This window comes from Bacillus sp. ABA4_010, assembly GCF_056159105.1.
Genome location: NZ_JBSWUN010000003.1, coordinates 2,257,363 through 2,273,529, shown reverse-complemented (window position 1 = coordinate 2,273,529; position 16,167 = coordinate 2,257,363). Strand labels below are relative to the sequence as shown.

The window sequence follows — 16,167 nt, the reverse complement described above, 5'->3', positions numbered from 1 at the left end:
GTGAACACCACTTCATGACAGATTTGAAGGAAGAAAGGTATACTTATGGCTTAGATGGAGCACGGTTATTGTAAGTGATGTCGATCTATTCGACCTTTTTGGAGATTAGTTAGAAACTAAATATCAGCAACTCATGAAGATTTACTTTATACGTGATTTTTGTGTGAAAAGCTTTGAGGGTACCATTCTAGTAAAAGTTTATTGTTGTTAAAATAAGGAGTAAGGAATGTTAATCCAAAAGGGGATCATTCATCATCCGGGAGGTGACAGGTGCTTTCCACACTATATTAATATTAACAGAATAAAAAACTAGTAATGAGGCTAAGCTATAATAAGAGAAAAAATGGAAGGTCGTTATAGAATGTTAAAAGTCGGGAGAAATGATTTGTGTCCGTGCGGGAGCGGGAAAAAACATAAAAGATGCTGTGATAAAAAAGCTGTTGTTTCGATAAACAAAGTGATTAACGAGGAAATAGTTGAACTGCAAAGAAATATAGTAGCCTTTGCCTTAACGAATTATGAAGATGAAATCACAGAGTTTTTGGATGATAGACTAAAGGATGTTTACATACCGGATGAAATGATGGAAGTTTTTGAGTTTATGATGATCAATTGGTGTCTCTTTACTTTACCTGTCAAGCATGGTAAAAAGGCCATCGATCTTTACATCGATGGACACCTTTCCTCCATCAAAAGACAAAAAGTGAAAGATGTTCTCCAATCATGGAGAGAGGGGACGCCTTCTATTACGAAAGTCGTTTCAAGTGAAAATCAAACAATCGCTGTTCAAGATGTTTTGACAAAAGAGCTCATCACCGTAAATATTTTGGAAGAAGACCGCACGGTTGAACAGAATAGTATACTTGTTGGAATTCTTGTTCCGTGTGGAGACAGGGCAGCGTTTTTTACGCTATTTATTGATTTTCCAAGTGATATGACAGATTCTATTGAACAGAGCATCATTCAAAAATATGAGGAAAACGATGAGGTGAATCCTTCTGAATATATCAAAAACTTCTTTCCGGAAATTCTTGATATGGCCATATTTGGTGACAGTGTTGAGATGGATGCCGACCGGTTTGAGTGGTTGTCGAATGATCATGCTGAAGTGGCGGTTCTTTTTCAACAAGCAATGCAGGATGAACTGTATGATGATGTTGTTGGCTCTCTTGGAATCGTACTCTGGTATAAATATTGTGAGCAGCGAAACCCTCGCATTCGAAATAAAATGATTTATGTTGCAGCGCTACATTGCCTAGTTGAGCGTATACTGCTGCTAATGGAACCAGCTTCATTAAAGGAAATCTCGGAAAGTTACGGGGTAAATGCAAACACTGTTTCATCGCGTTGCCGGGAGATGGAACGCGTTTTAGAAAAGGACCTTGATGAATTAGTAAGTGAAATGTTTGCGGAAGATTTTTTCCCTGGAGATGAATTAGACGAAGAGGAAAATCCATTCATCCAGTCACGTTTTTTGATGGAACGTGAGCTGCGGAGGATGGAACAGGAAATGGAAGGGATCGAGTTTGATTCGATTAATGACATCAACCGATTCATGAATGAGCGAATGAATCAGCCTGCTGTTTCGACAAGACCGCCATCGATGGAAGAAAAAGCACAGGAATTGGTGTTTGATGCCTATGAAACGACTGGGACAAAGCGAAAGAAACTGGCTAAAGAAGCTCTTAAGTTTGATCCTGACAATTCGGATGCTTACAACATTTTAGCGGAAGAAGCATCTACATTTGAAGAGGCCTTGCATTACTATCATGAAGGGATGATTCGTGGGGAAAAAGCATTAGGAAAACGGTTTTTTCAAGAGAATAAAGGTCATTTTTGGATAATGGTCCATACGAGGCCCTTTATGCGTTCTAAATTCAAGTATGCACAGCTTCGATATGATAATGGTAATTATGATGATGCAATAAAACACTTCGAAGAGTTGCTTGAGCTGAATCCAAATGATAATCAAGGAGCAAGGTATCCGCTGCTTTCAGCCTGTATAGCAACAGGTCAAACAAAGAAAGCTCTAAATCTTTTAGAAATGTATAAAGAAGATATGACAGCTTATTATGCTTATAGTAAACTCTTGCTGGAACTCCTCTATGAAGGTCCGACCACAAGGGCGAAAACTCTGTTTATGGAGGCCATTGAACAAAATCCTTATGTGATAGACTATTTGTTGCGTAAAAAACAAATTCCAAAATCCATGCCGTACGCTTACGGATTGGGAGATGAAAATGAAGCAATTGTTTATGTGATGGACAATGCCCATTTTTGGTGGGAGCATGAAGCTTTGCTTGACTGGTTAAAACAACAATTATAAAAATATTATAAATGTCCCAGCCAGCAAGGTTGAAGAAGGCGAGAAACGAGAAGAGGCCCTTGTTCGCGAAATAAAAGGAGAGCTTGGCAGAGTAGTTAACTTTGCGGACGATGAAGAGAATTACTTTGCTGTTATGGAGAAGAAATAAAGAAAGCTTCTATTAGTGGGGGACCTTTTAGGAGGCTGATCAAAAAGGATTATTTTTCGCCTTTTTAATCAGGCTCTTTTCTATATCTCATAACAAGTGGCAGGCATTTTTAATAACAAAATCAACAAAAAAATCGAGCAGCTTCAAAATTAAAATACGGAATTGAAAGGCTGCCCGTATTTAACAACTATTCGAAGTTAAGGTTAATTAATCTCTGAATGATTGCTGAAGCCATCATGACAACGTGAGAAGCAGATTATTAGAAGAGGTGGGTTAAGTAGTGATGGATTGGCGATAATGAGAGGGAAGAAATAGATTGAAAGTAAAGCAGTAAACGAGAAGGAGAGCAGAAAAATGAAACAAGAGTTATCGATACAAGAGCTGTGTGGAGATTTAGAGAAAGAAGAACTGATACAATTAGTTACCTATCTAACTGATGAATATGCAGATATCGATATGGCGATTATGGAATGGTATGCTTCGTAAAAGGATTGAGTAAAACAACGCCTTTGCCTAATCAATTGCTTTGGGAATATTGGCAGCGGGCAGAAGAGATTATTAGCGATTTAAACGATTATAGCGGCGGTTCAGAGCATTTGGAATATGAGGCTGACGAATATTTAGAGAAAATAAGAGAGCTTTCATTGGAATTCCCGCTGTCTCTTGAAGAAAAAAGGAAGTTAATGAATCGGGCATTTAGGCAATATGCAATTGGAAATTTCGGGTTTGAGGATGCTTTATTGGAAGAAAGGCTGTTCTTTTATACCAAATGGCTCCCGTAAAACGTACAAAGAAGCGACTAAACACTTACAAAAAGCAAGAAATATTTATCAAAATCTTTTAATAGCAAACGATGTGTGGCAAAGTCGTTAGCAGGATTAAAGCAGCAACATAAAAATAAACGAGCGTTTCTGGATGAGATAAGGATTGTTGAGCATCAATAGTAAGTGCCTGTCATTTCCCTGCGTGGGTCGTGACAGGCATTTTTCATAAATTTCCTTTTCCAACCACCATATAATTCTAGTAAAATAGAAGACGAAAACATTGTATATAAATCGATTTAGACAATTGGACATGACCAAAGAACGGCCATGTCCAATTGTCTAAACCTAAGCGGCTGTCACCCCCCTTGCGGGGTTGGCGCCGTCCGCATAGGTGAACCTTTGAGGGCAGTTCAAGTGATCTTAATAGCCGTTGTAAATGTTCTTGAATCAAATGAAGCTGTGTCGAGTTATTAAGTAGAATATATATAATGGGAGTTGCAATCATATGACAGAAAGATTTCGCGGGCTTCTGGCTGGAGTAAAGAAAAAAACGATTTCGATCAATGAGCTGGAAGAGCTGGCATCCCCTTTTGTTCATACATATGAAGATTTTGCTCATTTAATTTTGGGACTAGAAGAAGCTGAGATTCTCACGATGGTAAAGTCAAAAGGGCGGACAAGCAGAGTGCCGTCGCTTGCCTATCAGTACCGCATTGATAAGAGCATGCTGACAGAGGAGCTTCATGATGAGTTGCAGCGATATCGCCTGCTGCTTCATTCATCCATTGGAATTGATGTTTATTTTGGGCAAGAGTCATCATTGTGGAAAGAAGATCTTCCTTATATTAAGAAAATTGATGAATATCTTCGTACATATTCCTTTCCGATTGAAAAAGCTCCCGCTCCAGAACGAAGCTTTGAGCTCGTTGGCGATGAGAAATGGATCGCGGAAAAAGGGGGGAAAGAGCTTCTTGAGCGGATTGGATTATGGCAGCCCTTCAATATTATCCCCGTTTCAGATCCGCTTATGTTTGCCATCAATCCTTCTCATCTTCAAGCAGACAGGCAGCTTCATCTCATTGTCGAAAATAAAACGACTTATCAAGCGCTTCTTCCTGCTTTACTTGATACATGTTTTTCGGCACTTATTTTTGGAAGCGGCAATAAGATTGTGAAAAGTATCGAGCATTTTTCTAGTCAATATCCGGTTCATGCTGAGCATCGCTTTTTATACTTTGGTGATTTGGACAAATCAGGCATCACGATTTGGCATTCGTTAAACAAAAGGGAAACTGTTGTTCCAGCTGTTCCTTTTTATAGAGCCTGTTTGCGAAAGCAAGCGGTTAAAGGGAAGGGTTATCAGCGGGAGAATGCGGAGGCGCTGGCAGCCTTTTTACCTTATTTTTTGGAACATGAACAACAGCATATTCAAACATTTCTAAAGAACGGGCAATATTATCCGCAAGAAATCGTTAAAACAAATGAGTTGCAGCGGATTTGGAGGGAAACAGATTGGACAATGTGGATGTAGTCGAATTAGTGAGCGGTTATCGGGAGCGGATGAGACGGCTTGCTTTGTTTGAACCATTGCTGGAGCTTGACCGGAAGAGAGAACAGGATGACAAAGGCACGCCAATTGATATGAAAGGGCTTGGTTTGCTGACGCTCCTTTTCTTCTTTGAACAAAAGCTTGTTCGTCATTATAAGACGGGAGTAAAGCAGGTCGCCACTTTCCTCAAAAAGATGACAGAGCAGCAATATGTATTGGATGAGGAATCTTATGAGAAGCTGGCGCGAACGATCATCCAAACATTCCGACCTACAACGGGCAAAAAGAGGAGCTATCCCTTTTTTAACTGGGAGACGAAGCATGAAGAAGCGATGGAATACTCGATTTTAAAAGCGAATGATTTTGATTTAAAAACAAATACACAATTTTATACGCTTGATGAAGATGGATTGGAGCTTCTGTTTGCCACGAAAGAATTTTACAGCGAATTTCAACTTTCGATTAACCAGCTTATGCTTCGGAAGCAAATTGAAAAGGGTGAATTTCAAGGAGCTTTACGGCAAATTAATGAGATGCGGATTGATGTTGAGAGTTTAGAAGAACGGATGGAAAAGTTAAAGCATGAAATTCAGCGAAGCATTGTATCAGAAGAAACATTTGAACGGTACAAACAGCTTTTAGCTGATATTTATGGACGGTTAGAAAGAGAAAATGAAGAATTTAAGGAGCTTCGTTCTTTCGTAAAAGAAACACGTGAGCGCTTATTTTCAAAAGATGTTCACCAAAAAGAAAAGAAAACATACGAGTGGGTGCTGAAAATAACAAGGGAGCTGGAATTGGTGCATTCTGAGCATTCAAAGTTGCTCGATCAAACGCTTTCCTTAAAAAATACGACGTTGGTCACCGCTCAAGAATCCCTTTATTATACAGGGGTTCAATCATTTAATTTTGATCAGGATGTTGTAGCGGCAATTGTGTCAACTCCGCTCCCTGTCGAAGCGATGAAGGGCATTCTTCACCCTTTTTTGAAAGTGGAGGAAAATCGATTTTGGTCACCTCTGAGTATATTGGCTGATCAAAATATAACAGAAGAACGGGAGGAGAAGGAAGAACAAGGGTTTATTGAAGCGGACAGTAAAGGCGATGACCATCCTTATCGTAAATGGTTAGCAGCTAAGTATCGCGATGTGATGGAGCAATTATTGGAGGCTTATGAAAATGACAAAGGAAACGCGCTTTCTGTATTTGCCGATTTTTTAATAGAAAACGGTCAAGAACAATGGCTGAACGAGCGTTATTTTTATGATTTTTGGCTCATTCTTCATCAGCGCTCCCCAATTACAGAAGATCAGCGAGCAGAGGATGACGGGAACACCGTTTTAGGAGAGGCAATGTCCTTGCTTGGAACAAGAACGTTAATCATTCAAGAGAAAGTAGAAATTCTTCAATATTGCGACCGATATTCCATTCAAGACATGCATATAACGATGGAGGAGAAAGAAGATGAATTATCATGAAGAAACAGTGATGAAAGCTTTTCAACTGTATACAACCCTTGCTCGTGAAGGCTCTGCTTCGATGGATGCGGTTCAGCAGTATAAGGCGGATGATAATATAAGAAGCCTTCTCGATCGGTTCAGCCATGAAGTCGATTGTGTCATCATTCGGACAAGTGAACGAATGTTTATGGTTCCAAGAACGAAGCTGTCGCCGTTTCATGTCAGCAATGAGTGGATTAAACGCAGCTATTTGAAATCAGGCGCGACGAACGGCGATTTATATTTGCTGTATTTTTCTTCGATTATCTTATTTGGCAGCTTTTACGATACGTATCAGAGCCAGGAGCCCACAAGACAGTTTCTCCGTTTGGATGAATGGATCCAGCTCATTGATGAGCGCATTTCTTATTTACAATCTCACGGGGAAGAGGAGTTGCGCGATTATGAAAGAGAGTTCTCTTATAATTGGCGGCTTATTATTGAGAAGTGGGCAAATATGGATGATATTAAAGAAACCGCGAAAAAGCAAAGCGGGAATACGATCAGCCGCTTAAGCTTTATTGATACGGTGAAACGCTTTTTAGTTGATCAGGACATCATTAAGGAAATTGGAAATAAAGAAATTATTTTGACCGAAAAAGCGAAAACAATTGTTCAGCGTTTCTTTATGGAAGTTGAGTACAATAAAGGGATTTTTGAATTCATTTATGGCTTTGAAGGGACTGAAGATTAATGCCTTCCATTAGTAAGATTCGATTAACGAATGTCGTATATGAAGAAGGAAAAAAACGGTATAACGATGAGATTTTTTTGTTCGACGGCAATAACGGAGCGATTTTGCTTGAAAACGGCGGCGGGAAGACCGTCTTTATTCAAACAGCTTTACAGGCAATTTTGCCGCATACTTCTTTAGCTGACCGAAAAATTCGGGATACACTTCTCCTTGAACATGCCCCTGCCCATGTCGCGATTGAGTGGTTAATGAATGACAACCCGCGCCGATATGTGACAACTTCTGTTTCATTATATGTCACAAAAAATGGTCTCGATTCCCTTCGATATGTGTACGAATATGATGCTGGTGATGCCCATCGCATCGAAGAAATACCATTTGTCCGAGAAACCAATGGGAAAAAGCGTCCTGCAGAAAGAGGAGAAATGTTAGATTACTATAGCTTGATGAAGGATAAACTTTTCAGAGCACGAACGTTTTCGACGATTAAGGAGTATAAAGAATTTATTGAAGAACAGTATCACATTATCTCGAGCGAGTGGGAAAGTGTTGTAAAAATTAATAGTTCAGAAGGCGGCGTTGAAGTGTTTTTTGATGAATGTAAAAGTACGAACCAGCTTTTTGACCGATTGTTAATTCCGACCGTTGAAGCGTCGATTGCTGGGCATGATCCGAATCTATTTGCAGATATGTTTGAAAAACAGCGGGAGAGCTTTCAAGTTTATAAAAAACTGAGGGAAAGTATTAGGGAAAATGAGCAGATTCAAGAGGAACTTGAACGATATGTTCGTCATTATGAAAAGCTCCATCAGTGTGAACGCTCGTATTTGCAAGGAAAAGCGGAGGCAAAAGGAACATGGAACTTAATTTTAGAGCAACAGCGGCATGCGTCAAATGAACTAGCTGCTGTGAATGAAAGCTGGAATGAATGGGAAGAAACTAATCGATTGCATGCTTTGAAAAAAGCGTCTTATGAGATGTTTGTTGAAGAACTCGCTTTCCGTCAATTAGAAGAAGTGTATAAACACATTCTTTCTGAGCTTGAGGAACAAGAGGAAGCGCTCCAAACAAATGAACGAAGCTATTATTCTTTAAAGCTAGCAAGAATGGCAAAAGAACGACAAGAGCATGAACAGCGATTGAAGTATATACAGGAGCAATTGTCTGAATTACATCAATCAGAGGAACTCGTTGATTATGAGGAGAAGATGGAGCAAACAAAACGAGCGCTTCTTGGCTATTTTTACGAAAAGATTGAGCGCCTGGAACAGACGAAAAAAGACATTTCATTTGAATTAAGACCGATTGAGGACCGGTTAACGGAATTGCAAAAGGAATTAGAAGCGAAAGAAAAGGAAGCATCTGAGAAACAAAAGCAGCTCTCAAGCATTCAAGGGAAACGAGAGACGCGTGAAAGTGATGTTGGACAGCTGAAGCAAGAGCTTCTTTCAAATCCCGATCAGGAGGAAGTGAAAAAGGAACTTTCGAAATGGAATGCACGGGTGCAATATTTAGATGATGAAATGATTCGCTTACATCAAGAGGCAAAAATGCTGATGGCGGCTATTACTCAGGCAGGAGAACAGCGAGCTGCGTTTATCGAGGAAAGAACAAATGTTGTCCAAGAAAAAGAGAGACTGTTCTATCAACATACGCTTTTAAAGGAAGCGCATGAAAAAGTAATTGGGAAACTTACGGCGATCCGGCCGCAGTGGGCGAGCATTGATTCGATTTATTTGAAAGAAGAAACGGTGAAAACACGGCTGCTTGCTGAGCTGGAGAAAGAGAAAAAAGAGAAGGAAGAGTTATTGTATAAAGAGCGATTAGCATACCGATTTATTGACCAATACGGCGGGCAAGAAACGTTCTTCAGCGATCCGTTTCTCGAACAACAGCTGAAATCGTGGAAAAATCAATTCGATTTTGTTACAACAGGTGTTGAGTTTTGGCAAAAAATGAGCGAAGAAGAGCGTGAGCGCAATAAGCATTTTACGCTTTGGCCACTTACCGTTATTACAACGTCAAAGTCTAAACAGCGGTTAATGGAAAAAGTTCGTCATATTGCCGATCGGCTCCAGTTTCCGATTTTTTTGCTCACAACGGATGAAATTGCCCGAATTGGTCAAGAGCAAACAGACGTTTCTTGGATTGCACCTCTTCATTGGGAAGGAAACCTCGACATCTCGGCCTTTGAAAGCTGGAAGAAACAACTGGTGGGAAACGCTAACCGTATCACGGAGAGCCGGAAAGGGAAAGAACGAGACATTCAAAGGAAAGAAGAGACGTTAGCTGATTTCTATGCATTTCTTGAACAATACCCGCATGAAAAAGAAGTCGAGTTAGTAGATGCCATTCGAAGTCTTACGAATGAAATCGAACAATTAACGATGAAAATTCAAGCCGAACAACAGGTAGAGCAAGACTTGAACAGCAAGCTCGATACGGTGCGGGCAAATGCAAAAGGTTATGGAGAAGAAAAGACTGGACTTGAAGAAAAAGTCCAAAGAGCTATCCGCTACCTTCAGTATGAACATGAACTAACTGAACTGTGGCGACAGGAGTTGAGCTTGCAGGGCGCTTTGAATATGATGGTAGAAGAAAAGAAAGAACTGTTCGTACAGGTCAAGCGGTTTGAAGAAGAAAAAGAAGATCGAGTAACAAGACAGCGGGAACTGGACTTCTATTTGGAGCAAACAAGGCAAGATGAAACGTTTAAAACCGTTCAAGCATTTACGCCGTTATATACAGGTGAGGAGCGGACAATAATTGAGGATCGATTAAAAGAGTTTGAGTATAAGCTTCGTCAAATCGATACGACGGTTGGTGAATGGAAGGCGAAACAAGCCGGAGAAGAACAGGCGATTCGCAGCATAAACGGACAAATGGAGGACCTTTTACGGGAACGTGAAGATGTAGAGCAAAATCGAATGTTTCCGCCAGATGGTGATCATTTGTTGGAAGTGATGCGAGCAACGATGATCGAGCTTGGGAAAAAAGTGCAAACGTTGCAAAAAGAAGAAGCTGACAAGAAATCGAAAAGGGATATTCAGAACGGAATCTGGAAAGCAAAAGTAGAGTTGTTTCAAAAGAATTTTCCAAAGGCGGATCCCGTTTCTTTTACACAACCTGCCCATGAAATTGAAGCAATGTTAGCAGTTGAACAAAAAAGCTTGAATGAAAGACACACGTTTTTAAAGCAAGAGCAGGAGCGGATTCAAAAAGAGAAAACAGCGATCGAAGAAGCGGAACGAGAATTAGACCGCTTTGTAGAAGGTCATCACTTCAATGCTCCCGATATTATCGGCGTTACATTCAATCCAGAGAAAGCAACAGCATTTACTTACAATCGACAAGCGTTTGTTAAACAGGTGACGGAAAGGTTAAAAGATCAAAAAGAAAAAGTAGAATACGAAAAAGAACAGGTCAACCGCGCCAAACGATATTTTCGCGAGTTTTGTAATCAAACAATCACTGATGTGAAAATGCGCAATATGGCATTAAACGGAGTGGAGCATAAGCAAACGTATGAAGACATCGTGCAGTTTAAAAATAATATGATGACGAGCGTAGAGAGAGTAACACGGTATGCGAACGAGCATATTCGCCAGAAGGATGTGGAGCTTCAAGCGTTCATTAATCAAATACACAGTCATCTTCAAACATTGGCAGAGGAACTGAAGCATATTCCAAAGAAAACGAAAGTAAAAGCAGAGGATGAGTGGAAACAAATTTTCATCTTCTCGATTCCAGAGTGGGAAGAGGAAGCGGGGAAAAACCGTATTCGTGATCATATTGAATGGATTGTGAAGCAGTTGGAGTCTGAGCGCTTCAAAAATGATCGAGGAGAAGAGGATTTCGGCAAAATCCGTAAAGAAGTAGAGAGATGGCTTCAATCGAAGCAACTTTTACAAATTGTCATGAACAATGAAGTGATGAAAGTTAATTGCCGAAAAGTAACGAACGATAATAAAGTAACAACTCGTTCGTATTCGTGGGAGCAAAGCAATGTCTGGTCCGGCGGCGAAAAGTGGAGTAAGAACATGACGCTTTTCCTTGGCATTTTGAATTATGTGGCAGAGAAAAAACAACATATACAGCCAAATATTAAACGTCATCGAGCCGTTATTTTAGATAATCCGTTTGGCAAAGCATCAAGTGACCATGTACTAAGCCCGGTCTTTTTTGTCGCCGAGCAGCTCGGATTTCAAATTATTGCTTTGACAGCTCATGCGGAAGGGAAATTTCTGCAAGACTATTTTCCAATCATTTACAGCTGCCGTCTGCGAACTTCAGCAGATGCAAGCAAACAAGTAATGACAAAGGAAAAATGGCTGCATCATGCGTACTTCCAGGATCATGAACCGCAATCGATGGAGCGTTTAGGAGAGATAGAGCAAATGGTGTTATTTGAGTAATAAGGACTATTGATGATATGGTAAGGAAAAAAGGTACAGGACTCAATTGAACGCCTGTGATTCCTCTAATCAGGTTGTAACAGGCACTTTTAATAAAAACACTTCCAACATCAAGCTCCTTTCCTTTATACTTAAATATAGTATTTTGCTTAGGAGACTTTCATAGTGAATGTTGCTTATATTAATCAAAACGTATTGGATAATCTATTTTATATTTTAGCGAGTCTTTTTCTTTATTTTGTGTTGTATGAAAATATGAAGCGGTTCAATCCTTATAAGAAGGTTCTTCTCACGATATGCATGAGTATACCGATGATTTTGTGCATGAAGTTTCCCATTTACATTGATCAATATTGTGTTCATGATTTAAGGCAGATTCCTTTTATCATTGGGACCCTTTATGGTGGTTGGCCTGTTGGTGCGGCTTTATTAACGATTTTATTAACAGTTAGATTTATGATTTATGGAATGAATGTTCTGACGGTAATCGTTTATATCGTGATCTTTATTGTAACTGCGCTTTATTCTAGAAAGTTCAACATATTGAATAAAAAAGGGAAGCTGACAGCTGCGATTGTCCTGTCTTTTGCTCTTGCCGTTGTCACAACATTTATTGCGGTCATGATGTCAGACTTCTTTCAGGTGACCGAGGCTTATGTCTTTTATTTCATTCTTCTTCCACCAGTCATTATGTTTTTTACTGTATCCATTATGGAGATGTTGCGAGATGGGATGTATATCAGATCAAAAGTAGTAAAACTCGAAAAGATGGAAGTCGTTAGCCAGCTTGCAGCAAGCATTTCTCATGAAGTTCGAAATCCTTTAACGGTTGTGAAAGGGTTTGTTGAGCTGTTGAAAGATCCTGGTTTATCTGAGGAAACAAGAAATCGGTATCTTCAACATGTAGAAAGAGAGCTTAATAGTGCAGAGTCCATTATTAGTGATTATTTGGCATTTGCCAAACCGGCTGCTGAAAAAGTGGAACCTATTTTAGTAGATCGTGACATCCGAAACATCATTGACGTCATCAAGCCGCTCGCTAATATGAAATCAGTGACCATATCGGACAAGCTAGAGCCAGGAATGGTCCTTGGTAATCCAAAGTATTTTCAACAATGCTTCATAAATTTACTGAAAAACGGGATAGAGGCCATGCCTGACGGCGGGAAGCTCTCGGTCGTTTCATCTGTTACTCAAACACATATGACTATCAAGATACGTGACACTGGGGTTGGCATGACGAAAGAACAAATTAACCGCTTTGGTGAACCTTATTATAGCAGCAAACAAAAAGGGACGGGATTAGGCTCCATGGTCGCTGTTCGAATCATTCAAACGATGAACGGGACTTTCGATATTAAAAGCACGTTAAATGAAGGAACAACCATCATCATTACCTTTCCTATTTGTATAGAGGAACATAGCTTGTCCCGTTCGTAAATTAGCCCGTCATGGTTAGACGGTGTAAAAGCAAGTCCGTTTCCTGCTCGCTGAAAATAAAAATGCCTGTCACTTCCCATATCGGGTCGTGGCAGGCATTTTTCATGTAAGAAATCGGGTCTCATGTAAAACAAATTATTAGGCGGTATGTTCTTTCTTCTCTTTGACAAATAGCAGTGATGCAAAATAAGTAAGAATGGCAGTCAGCAAACCAGCAGCAAACAGGATGCTGCCAATAATGATAAAGTTTTGCTTGTACGTTTCCATTATCATGTTGTATCGACTCGTATCGGCTATACCGTTTTCTTGGTTAAATAGCCATGAATCCGCTAAGGAAGTGGCAAAAGAAATGCTTGAAAACATTAAAATGAGGCCGGCAGCTGCTAATAGCGATGACATCATGCTTAATTTTTTTATATGTTCTTTTAACAATGACATGTCCTCCTATCATCTTTTCCTCTTTAATATATATTATAGGTGACCTCAACATGAACCTGCTTCCATCGAGAAATTGACAAAAAACCGTCCAGACGGTAAAGTTGGATATAGAGAATTCATAATCCATTTGGAGGGTTAAATAGATGGAAGAAAATCTTTCGAAGCGACAGTTAATATTAGAGGCCGTTTCACAAATTGTCCGAGATGAAGGGGCCGCGCAAATAACACTGGAAGCAGTGGCGAAGAAAGCAGGTGTCAGCAAAGGCGGGCTGCTTTATCATTTTCCAAATAAAGAAGCGCTAATTAAAGGAATGGTAGAGGAGTTAACGAATCATTATGCGAATGAAGTGCAAGGAAGAGTAGAAGCAGAAGGTGCTCAGCAGGGGAAGTGGAGCCGAGCTTATGTAGAAGCGACGTTTAAAGAAATTGAAGGTGGAGTAAAAGTGAGCAGTGGATTATTAGCCGCGGTTTTTACCAATCCGGAACTGCTTGAACAATTTCAAAAACAATACACTATCTGGCAGGAACAGATTGAAGCGGAAACTGCGGATTCAGTGCTTCCGATAATTGCGCGTCTCGCTGCGGATGGATTGTGGTTTGCTGAAATATTTGGATTGGCTCCTTTAGAAAAAGGACTTAGAGAGCGTGTATTACAGGAATTGGTTATGTGGACAAAAGAGGAGAATGAATAATGGCTTACCTTTATTTACTAATTTCTATTATTGGAGAGCTCATTGGAACATCCATGGTTAAAGCTTCTGAAGGGTTTACAAAGTTATTCCCTGTATTAGGTGTTGTAATAAGTTTTACATTATCTTTTTTCTTTTTATCATTATCGCTTAAAACGTTGCCATTAAATCTGGCTTATGCGATTTGGTCGGGACTTGGTACAGTGGCAACGGTTTTAATTTCTGTCTTAATTTGGAAAGAGAAAATCACGATAGGCAGTGCGATTGGGATTTTGTTAATTATTGCTGGAGTCGTCGTCTTAAATCTTTTTGGACCTGGTCACAGCCATGCATCCGTGCTAGAAAAAACAGAATTGACGATTCATCAAAACAACCATTCATCTTAAAAGAACTAAAAAGGTGTAAGTTTCTGCTTAGAGCGGGGGCTTACACTTTTTTGAATAGTAACAGCTTTCTGTTTCGCTTTTTTCTTGTATCTTCCATTGATATAATCTTCAGTAGAGTAGGTAACGATGGATTTTGGAGGTGTTGTCATGACATGCCCTTTTTGTTTATTGCCAAAAGAAGAGATGTTGCTTGAAAACGATCACGCTTTTGCCTTTTTTGATAAATACCCTGTACAAATAGGACATTTATTGATTGTACCGAAACGCCATATTAAAACGTATTTCGATGCATCGATGGCAGAAGTCGCAGCTATTCACGCTTTGCTGCATGAAGGGAAACAAATGCTCGATGCGAAATATGAACCGGATGGCTATAACATCGGTGTTAATGTAGGTGAGTTTGGTGGACAGACGGTCATGCATTTGCATGTTCATCTTATTCCTCGCTACAAAGGAGATATGGAAGACCCGCGCGGTGGTATTCGAAAGGCGATTCCGAATTTGGTGCCATATCCGTGATTGCCGATTCGAGTGCGTAACAGTCCATAAAGAGAATTGAAACGATGAGCGACAGATTGTGTGGAAATGAGATTTTTCATGTAGGGAAAGTTGACATAAGTTTAATATCATGAAGAAAGACGGTCTAAAATGAATGTAAAGATATACCATTCTTTAAATTTGAATAGGGAGGGAACCATATGGAGCACTCTACATCGCAAAAAATGTTTAATTGTGAGAAAGAATTAACACTGTCTATTATCGGTGGAAAGTGGAAGGTGCTTATTTTATGGTATTTGGGCAAAGAGGGAACAAAGCGGTTCGGTGAATTGAAATCGTTTATTCCTTCAATTACTCAAAAAATGCTAGCTAATCAATTGAAAGAGTTGGAAAAAGATCTTGTGATTAAGCGGAAAGTGTATCCTGTTGTTCCACCAAAAGTTGAATATTCGTTAACAGAAAAGGGCAAAATGCTTATGCCAATTCTCGATGCGATGTATGAATGGGGGAGAAACTATATGGAAACCGTTAGGAAATCTGAAGAAGAACAACTCAAATCCATCAACTAGAAAGCGACGTTCTTCTATATACTAATAAGACATTCATGTCATCCTCACAATATAACTCTTCTATGTTCATTAAAGCAGTCCCGTTATTCACAAAAGGAATTTTTCAGTACATACATAGGCAATTGACATACAAACTCATGATAAAAAGCTCTGGACGTTCATTACATCCAGAGCTTTAACATTGACCTAGTAGTTATTCGAGATTAGCATGCCTGCTAAACATCGTCTCGGAGTTCAATCCTCTTTTTTCCATAAATCGTAAAATGACGGCATCTAAAAATAATAAGAGGGTTTGTTCAAATAATGACCCCATTGGCTGAATCGTTTTATGTTCGCTGTCCTTTTCCGCCTTTGCTTTTGCCGGTAATTTAATTGAAACATCAGCGAGTTGGCCAATCGTTGAGTCAGGAAAAATCGTGACAAGAGCGACTGTTGCCCCTAAACCTTTCGCTTTCTCCGCCATCGACACTAGACTTTTCGTTTCCCCTGAACCGGAGCCGATTATGAGCAAATCGCCTTTTTCTAGATTAGGAGTGACTGTTTCTCCGACAACATAGGCATCTAACCCCATATGCATCATCCGCATAGCAAACGATTTAACCATAAATCCAGAACGGCCTGCGCCGGCTACAAAGATTTTCTTTGATTCAAGAATGGCATCAACCAATTTTTCAGCTTCTTCATTCGCCAACAAATCGGCGGTACGGTTTAGCTCTTCAATAATTTCACTTACATATTGAATGGTCTGCATA

General features: G+C 39.8%; 14 protein-coding genes. 12 read left to right on the top strand and 2 right to left on the bottom strand.

All coding sequences use genetic code 11. The features are described 5' to 3' along the window. The first annotated feature begins 361 nt into the window (after positions 1 to 361). From ACXAEO_RS12575 to ACXAEO_RS12540, 8 genes are all read left to right on the top strand, one after another. A complete protein-coding gene (locus ACXAEO_RS12575; protein WP_474881432.1) occupies positions 362 to 2,326 on the top strand; it encodes a tetratricopeptide repeat protein in 1,965 nt (654 codons plus the stop codon). A 502-nt stretch (positions 2,327 to 2,828) separates the two neighbouring features. Continuing rightward, positions 2,829 to 2,960 (top strand): hypothetical protein, encoded by a 132-nt coding sequence (locus ACXAEO_RS12570; RefSeq protein ID WP_474881430.1) that lies wholly within the window; start codon positions 2,829 to 2,831, stop codon positions 2,958 to 2,960. Continuing rightward, the gene (locus tag ACXAEO_RS12565; protein WP_474881428.1) at positions 2,945 to 3,256 is read left to right on the top strand and encodes a hypothetical protein; all 312 of its coding nucleotides are present in this window, start codon (positions 2,945 to 2,947) and stop codon (positions 3,254 to 3,256) included. Before ACXAEO_RS12570 ends, ACXAEO_RS12565 begins: the two co-directional genes overlap by 16 nt. A 487-nt stretch (positions 3,257 to 3,743) precedes the next feature. Continuing rightward, on the top strand, positions 3,744 to 4,769 hold the full coding sequence (locus ACXAEO_RS12560) for a Wadjet anti-phage system protein JetD domain-containing protein (RefSeq protein WP_474881426.1): 1,026 nt from the start codon (positions 3,744 to 3,746) through the stop codon (positions 4,767 to 4,769). Beyond that, on the top strand, positions 4,751 to 6,265 hold the full coding sequence (locus ACXAEO_RS12555; RefSeq protein WP_474881424.1) for a replicative DNA helicase: 1,515 nt from the start codon (positions 4,751 to 4,753) through the stop codon (positions 6,263 to 6,265). The genes ACXAEO_RS12560 and ACXAEO_RS12555 overlap by 19 nt, the downstream gene beginning before the upstream one ends. Continuing rightward, positions 6,252 to 6,980: a DUF6063 family protein gene (locus ACXAEO_RS12550; RefSeq protein WP_474881422.1), complete on the top strand. Its 729-nt coding sequence runs from the start codon at positions 6,252 to 6,254 to the stop codon at positions 6,978 to 6,980. The genes ACXAEO_RS12555 and ACXAEO_RS12550 overlap by 14 nt, the downstream gene beginning before the upstream one ends. Next, positions 6,980 to 11,395 (top strand): coiled-coil domain-containing protein, encoded by a 4,416-nt coding sequence (locus ACXAEO_RS12545; RefSeq protein WP_474881420.1) that lies wholly within the window; start codon positions 6,980 to 6,982, stop codon positions 11,393 to 11,395. The genes ACXAEO_RS12550 and ACXAEO_RS12545 overlap by 1 nt, the downstream gene beginning before the upstream one ends. Before the next feature lie 165 nt (positions 11,396 to 11,560). Then, positions 11,561 to 12,835 (top strand): ATP-binding protein, encoded by a 1,275-nt coding sequence (locus tag ACXAEO_RS12540; RefSeq protein WP_474881418.1) that lies wholly within the window; start codon positions 11,561 to 11,563, stop codon positions 12,833 to 12,835. 138 nt (positions 12,836 to 12,973) lie between these two features. On the opposite strand, the gene ACXAEO_RS12535 is transcribed toward ACXAEO_RS12540, so the two are convergent. After that, a complete protein-coding gene (locus ACXAEO_RS12535) occupies positions 12,974 to 13,267 on the bottom strand; it encodes a hypothetical protein (protein WP_474881416.1) in 294 nt (97 codons plus the stop codon). A gap of 149 nt (positions 13,268 to 13,416) precedes the next feature. Here ACXAEO_RS12535 and ACXAEO_RS12530 point away from each other — a divergent pair, with 149 nt between their 5' ends. From ACXAEO_RS12530 to ACXAEO_RS12515, 4 genes are all read left to right on the top strand, one after another. After that, positions 13,417 to 13,965, top strand: a complete 549-nt coding sequence (locus tag ACXAEO_RS12530) for a TetR/AcrR family transcriptional regulator (RefSeq protein ID WP_474881414.1) — start codon at positions 13,417 to 13,419, stop codon at positions 13,963 to 13,965. Further along, a complete protein-coding gene (locus tag ACXAEO_RS12525; RefSeq protein WP_474881412.1) occupies positions 13,965 to 14,348 on the top strand; it encodes a DMT family transporter in 384 nt (127 codons plus the stop codon). The genes ACXAEO_RS12530 and ACXAEO_RS12525 overlap by 1 nt, the downstream gene beginning before the upstream one ends. 147 nt (positions 14,349 to 14,495) lie before the next feature. Continuing rightward, entirely contained in the window at positions 14,496 to 14,867 is a 372-nt protein-coding gene (locus ACXAEO_RS12520; protein ID WP_474881408.1) for an HIT family protein, read from the top strand. Between the two features lie 179 nt (positions 14,868 to 15,046). Further along, positions 15,047 to 15,415 (top strand): winged helix-turn-helix transcriptional regulator, encoded by a 369-nt coding sequence (locus ACXAEO_RS12515; protein ID WP_474881404.1) that lies wholly within the window; start codon positions 15,047 to 15,049, stop codon positions 15,413 to 15,415. A 193-nt stretch (positions 15,416 to 15,608) separates the two neighbouring features. Here ACXAEO_RS12515 and hxlB read toward each other — a convergent pair whose 3' ends face one another. Beyond that, positions 15,609 to 16,166: a 6-phospho-3-hexuloisomerase gene (gene hxlB / locus ACXAEO_RS12510; RefSeq protein ID WP_474881400.1), complete on the bottom strand. Its 558-nt coding sequence runs from the start codon at positions 16,164 to 16,166 to the stop codon at positions 15,609 to 15,611. Position 16,167: the final 1 nt, after the last annotated feature.

What these genes read in the sequence shown, in the direction of transcription:
- ACXAEO_RS12575 (WP_474881432.1), top strand. Translation starts at nt 362, where the DNA reads ATGTTAAAAGTCGGGAGAAATGATTTGTGTCCGTGCGGGAGCGGGAAA.
- ACXAEO_RS12570 (WP_474881430.1), top strand. Translation starts at nt 2,829, where the DNA reads ATGAAACAAGAGTTATCGATACAAGAGCTGTGTGGAGATTTAGAGAAA.
- ACXAEO_RS12565 (WP_474881428.1), top strand. Translation starts at nt 2,945, where the DNA reads ATGGTATGCTTCGTAAAAGGATTGAGTAAAACAACGCCTTTGCCTAAT.
- ACXAEO_RS12560 (WP_474881426.1), top strand. Translation starts at nt 3,744, where the DNA reads ATGACAGAAAGATTTCGCGGGCTTCTGGCTGGAGTAAAGAAAAAAACG.
- ACXAEO_RS12550 (WP_474881422.1), top strand. Translation starts at nt 6,252, where the DNA reads ATGAATTATCATGAAGAAACAGTGATGAAAGCTTTTCAACTGTATACA.
- ACXAEO_RS12545 (WP_474881420.1), top strand. Translation starts at nt 6,980, where the DNA reads ATGCCTTCCATTAGTAAGATTCGATTAACGAATGTCGTATATGAAGAA.
- ACXAEO_RS12530 (WP_474881414.1), top strand. Translation starts at nt 13,417, where the DNA reads ATGGAAGAAAATCTTTCGAAGCGACAGTTAATATTAGAGGCCGTTTCA.
- ACXAEO_RS12525 (WP_474881412.1), top strand. Translation starts at nt 13,965, where the DNA reads ATGGCTTACCTTTATTTACTAATTTCTATTATTGGAGAGCTCATTGGA.
- ACXAEO_RS12520 (WP_474881408.1), top strand. Translation starts at nt 14,496, where the DNA reads ATGACATGCCCTTTTTGTTTATTGCCAAAAGAAGAGATGTTGCTTGAA.
- ACXAEO_RS12515 (WP_474881404.1), top strand. Translation starts at nt 15,047, where the DNA reads ATGGAGCACTCTACATCGCAAAAAATGTTTAATTGTGAGAAAGAATTA.
- hxlB (WP_474881400.1), bottom strand. Translation starts at nt 16,166, where the DNA reads ATGCAGACCATTCAATATGTAAGTGAAATTATTGAAGAGCTAAACCGT.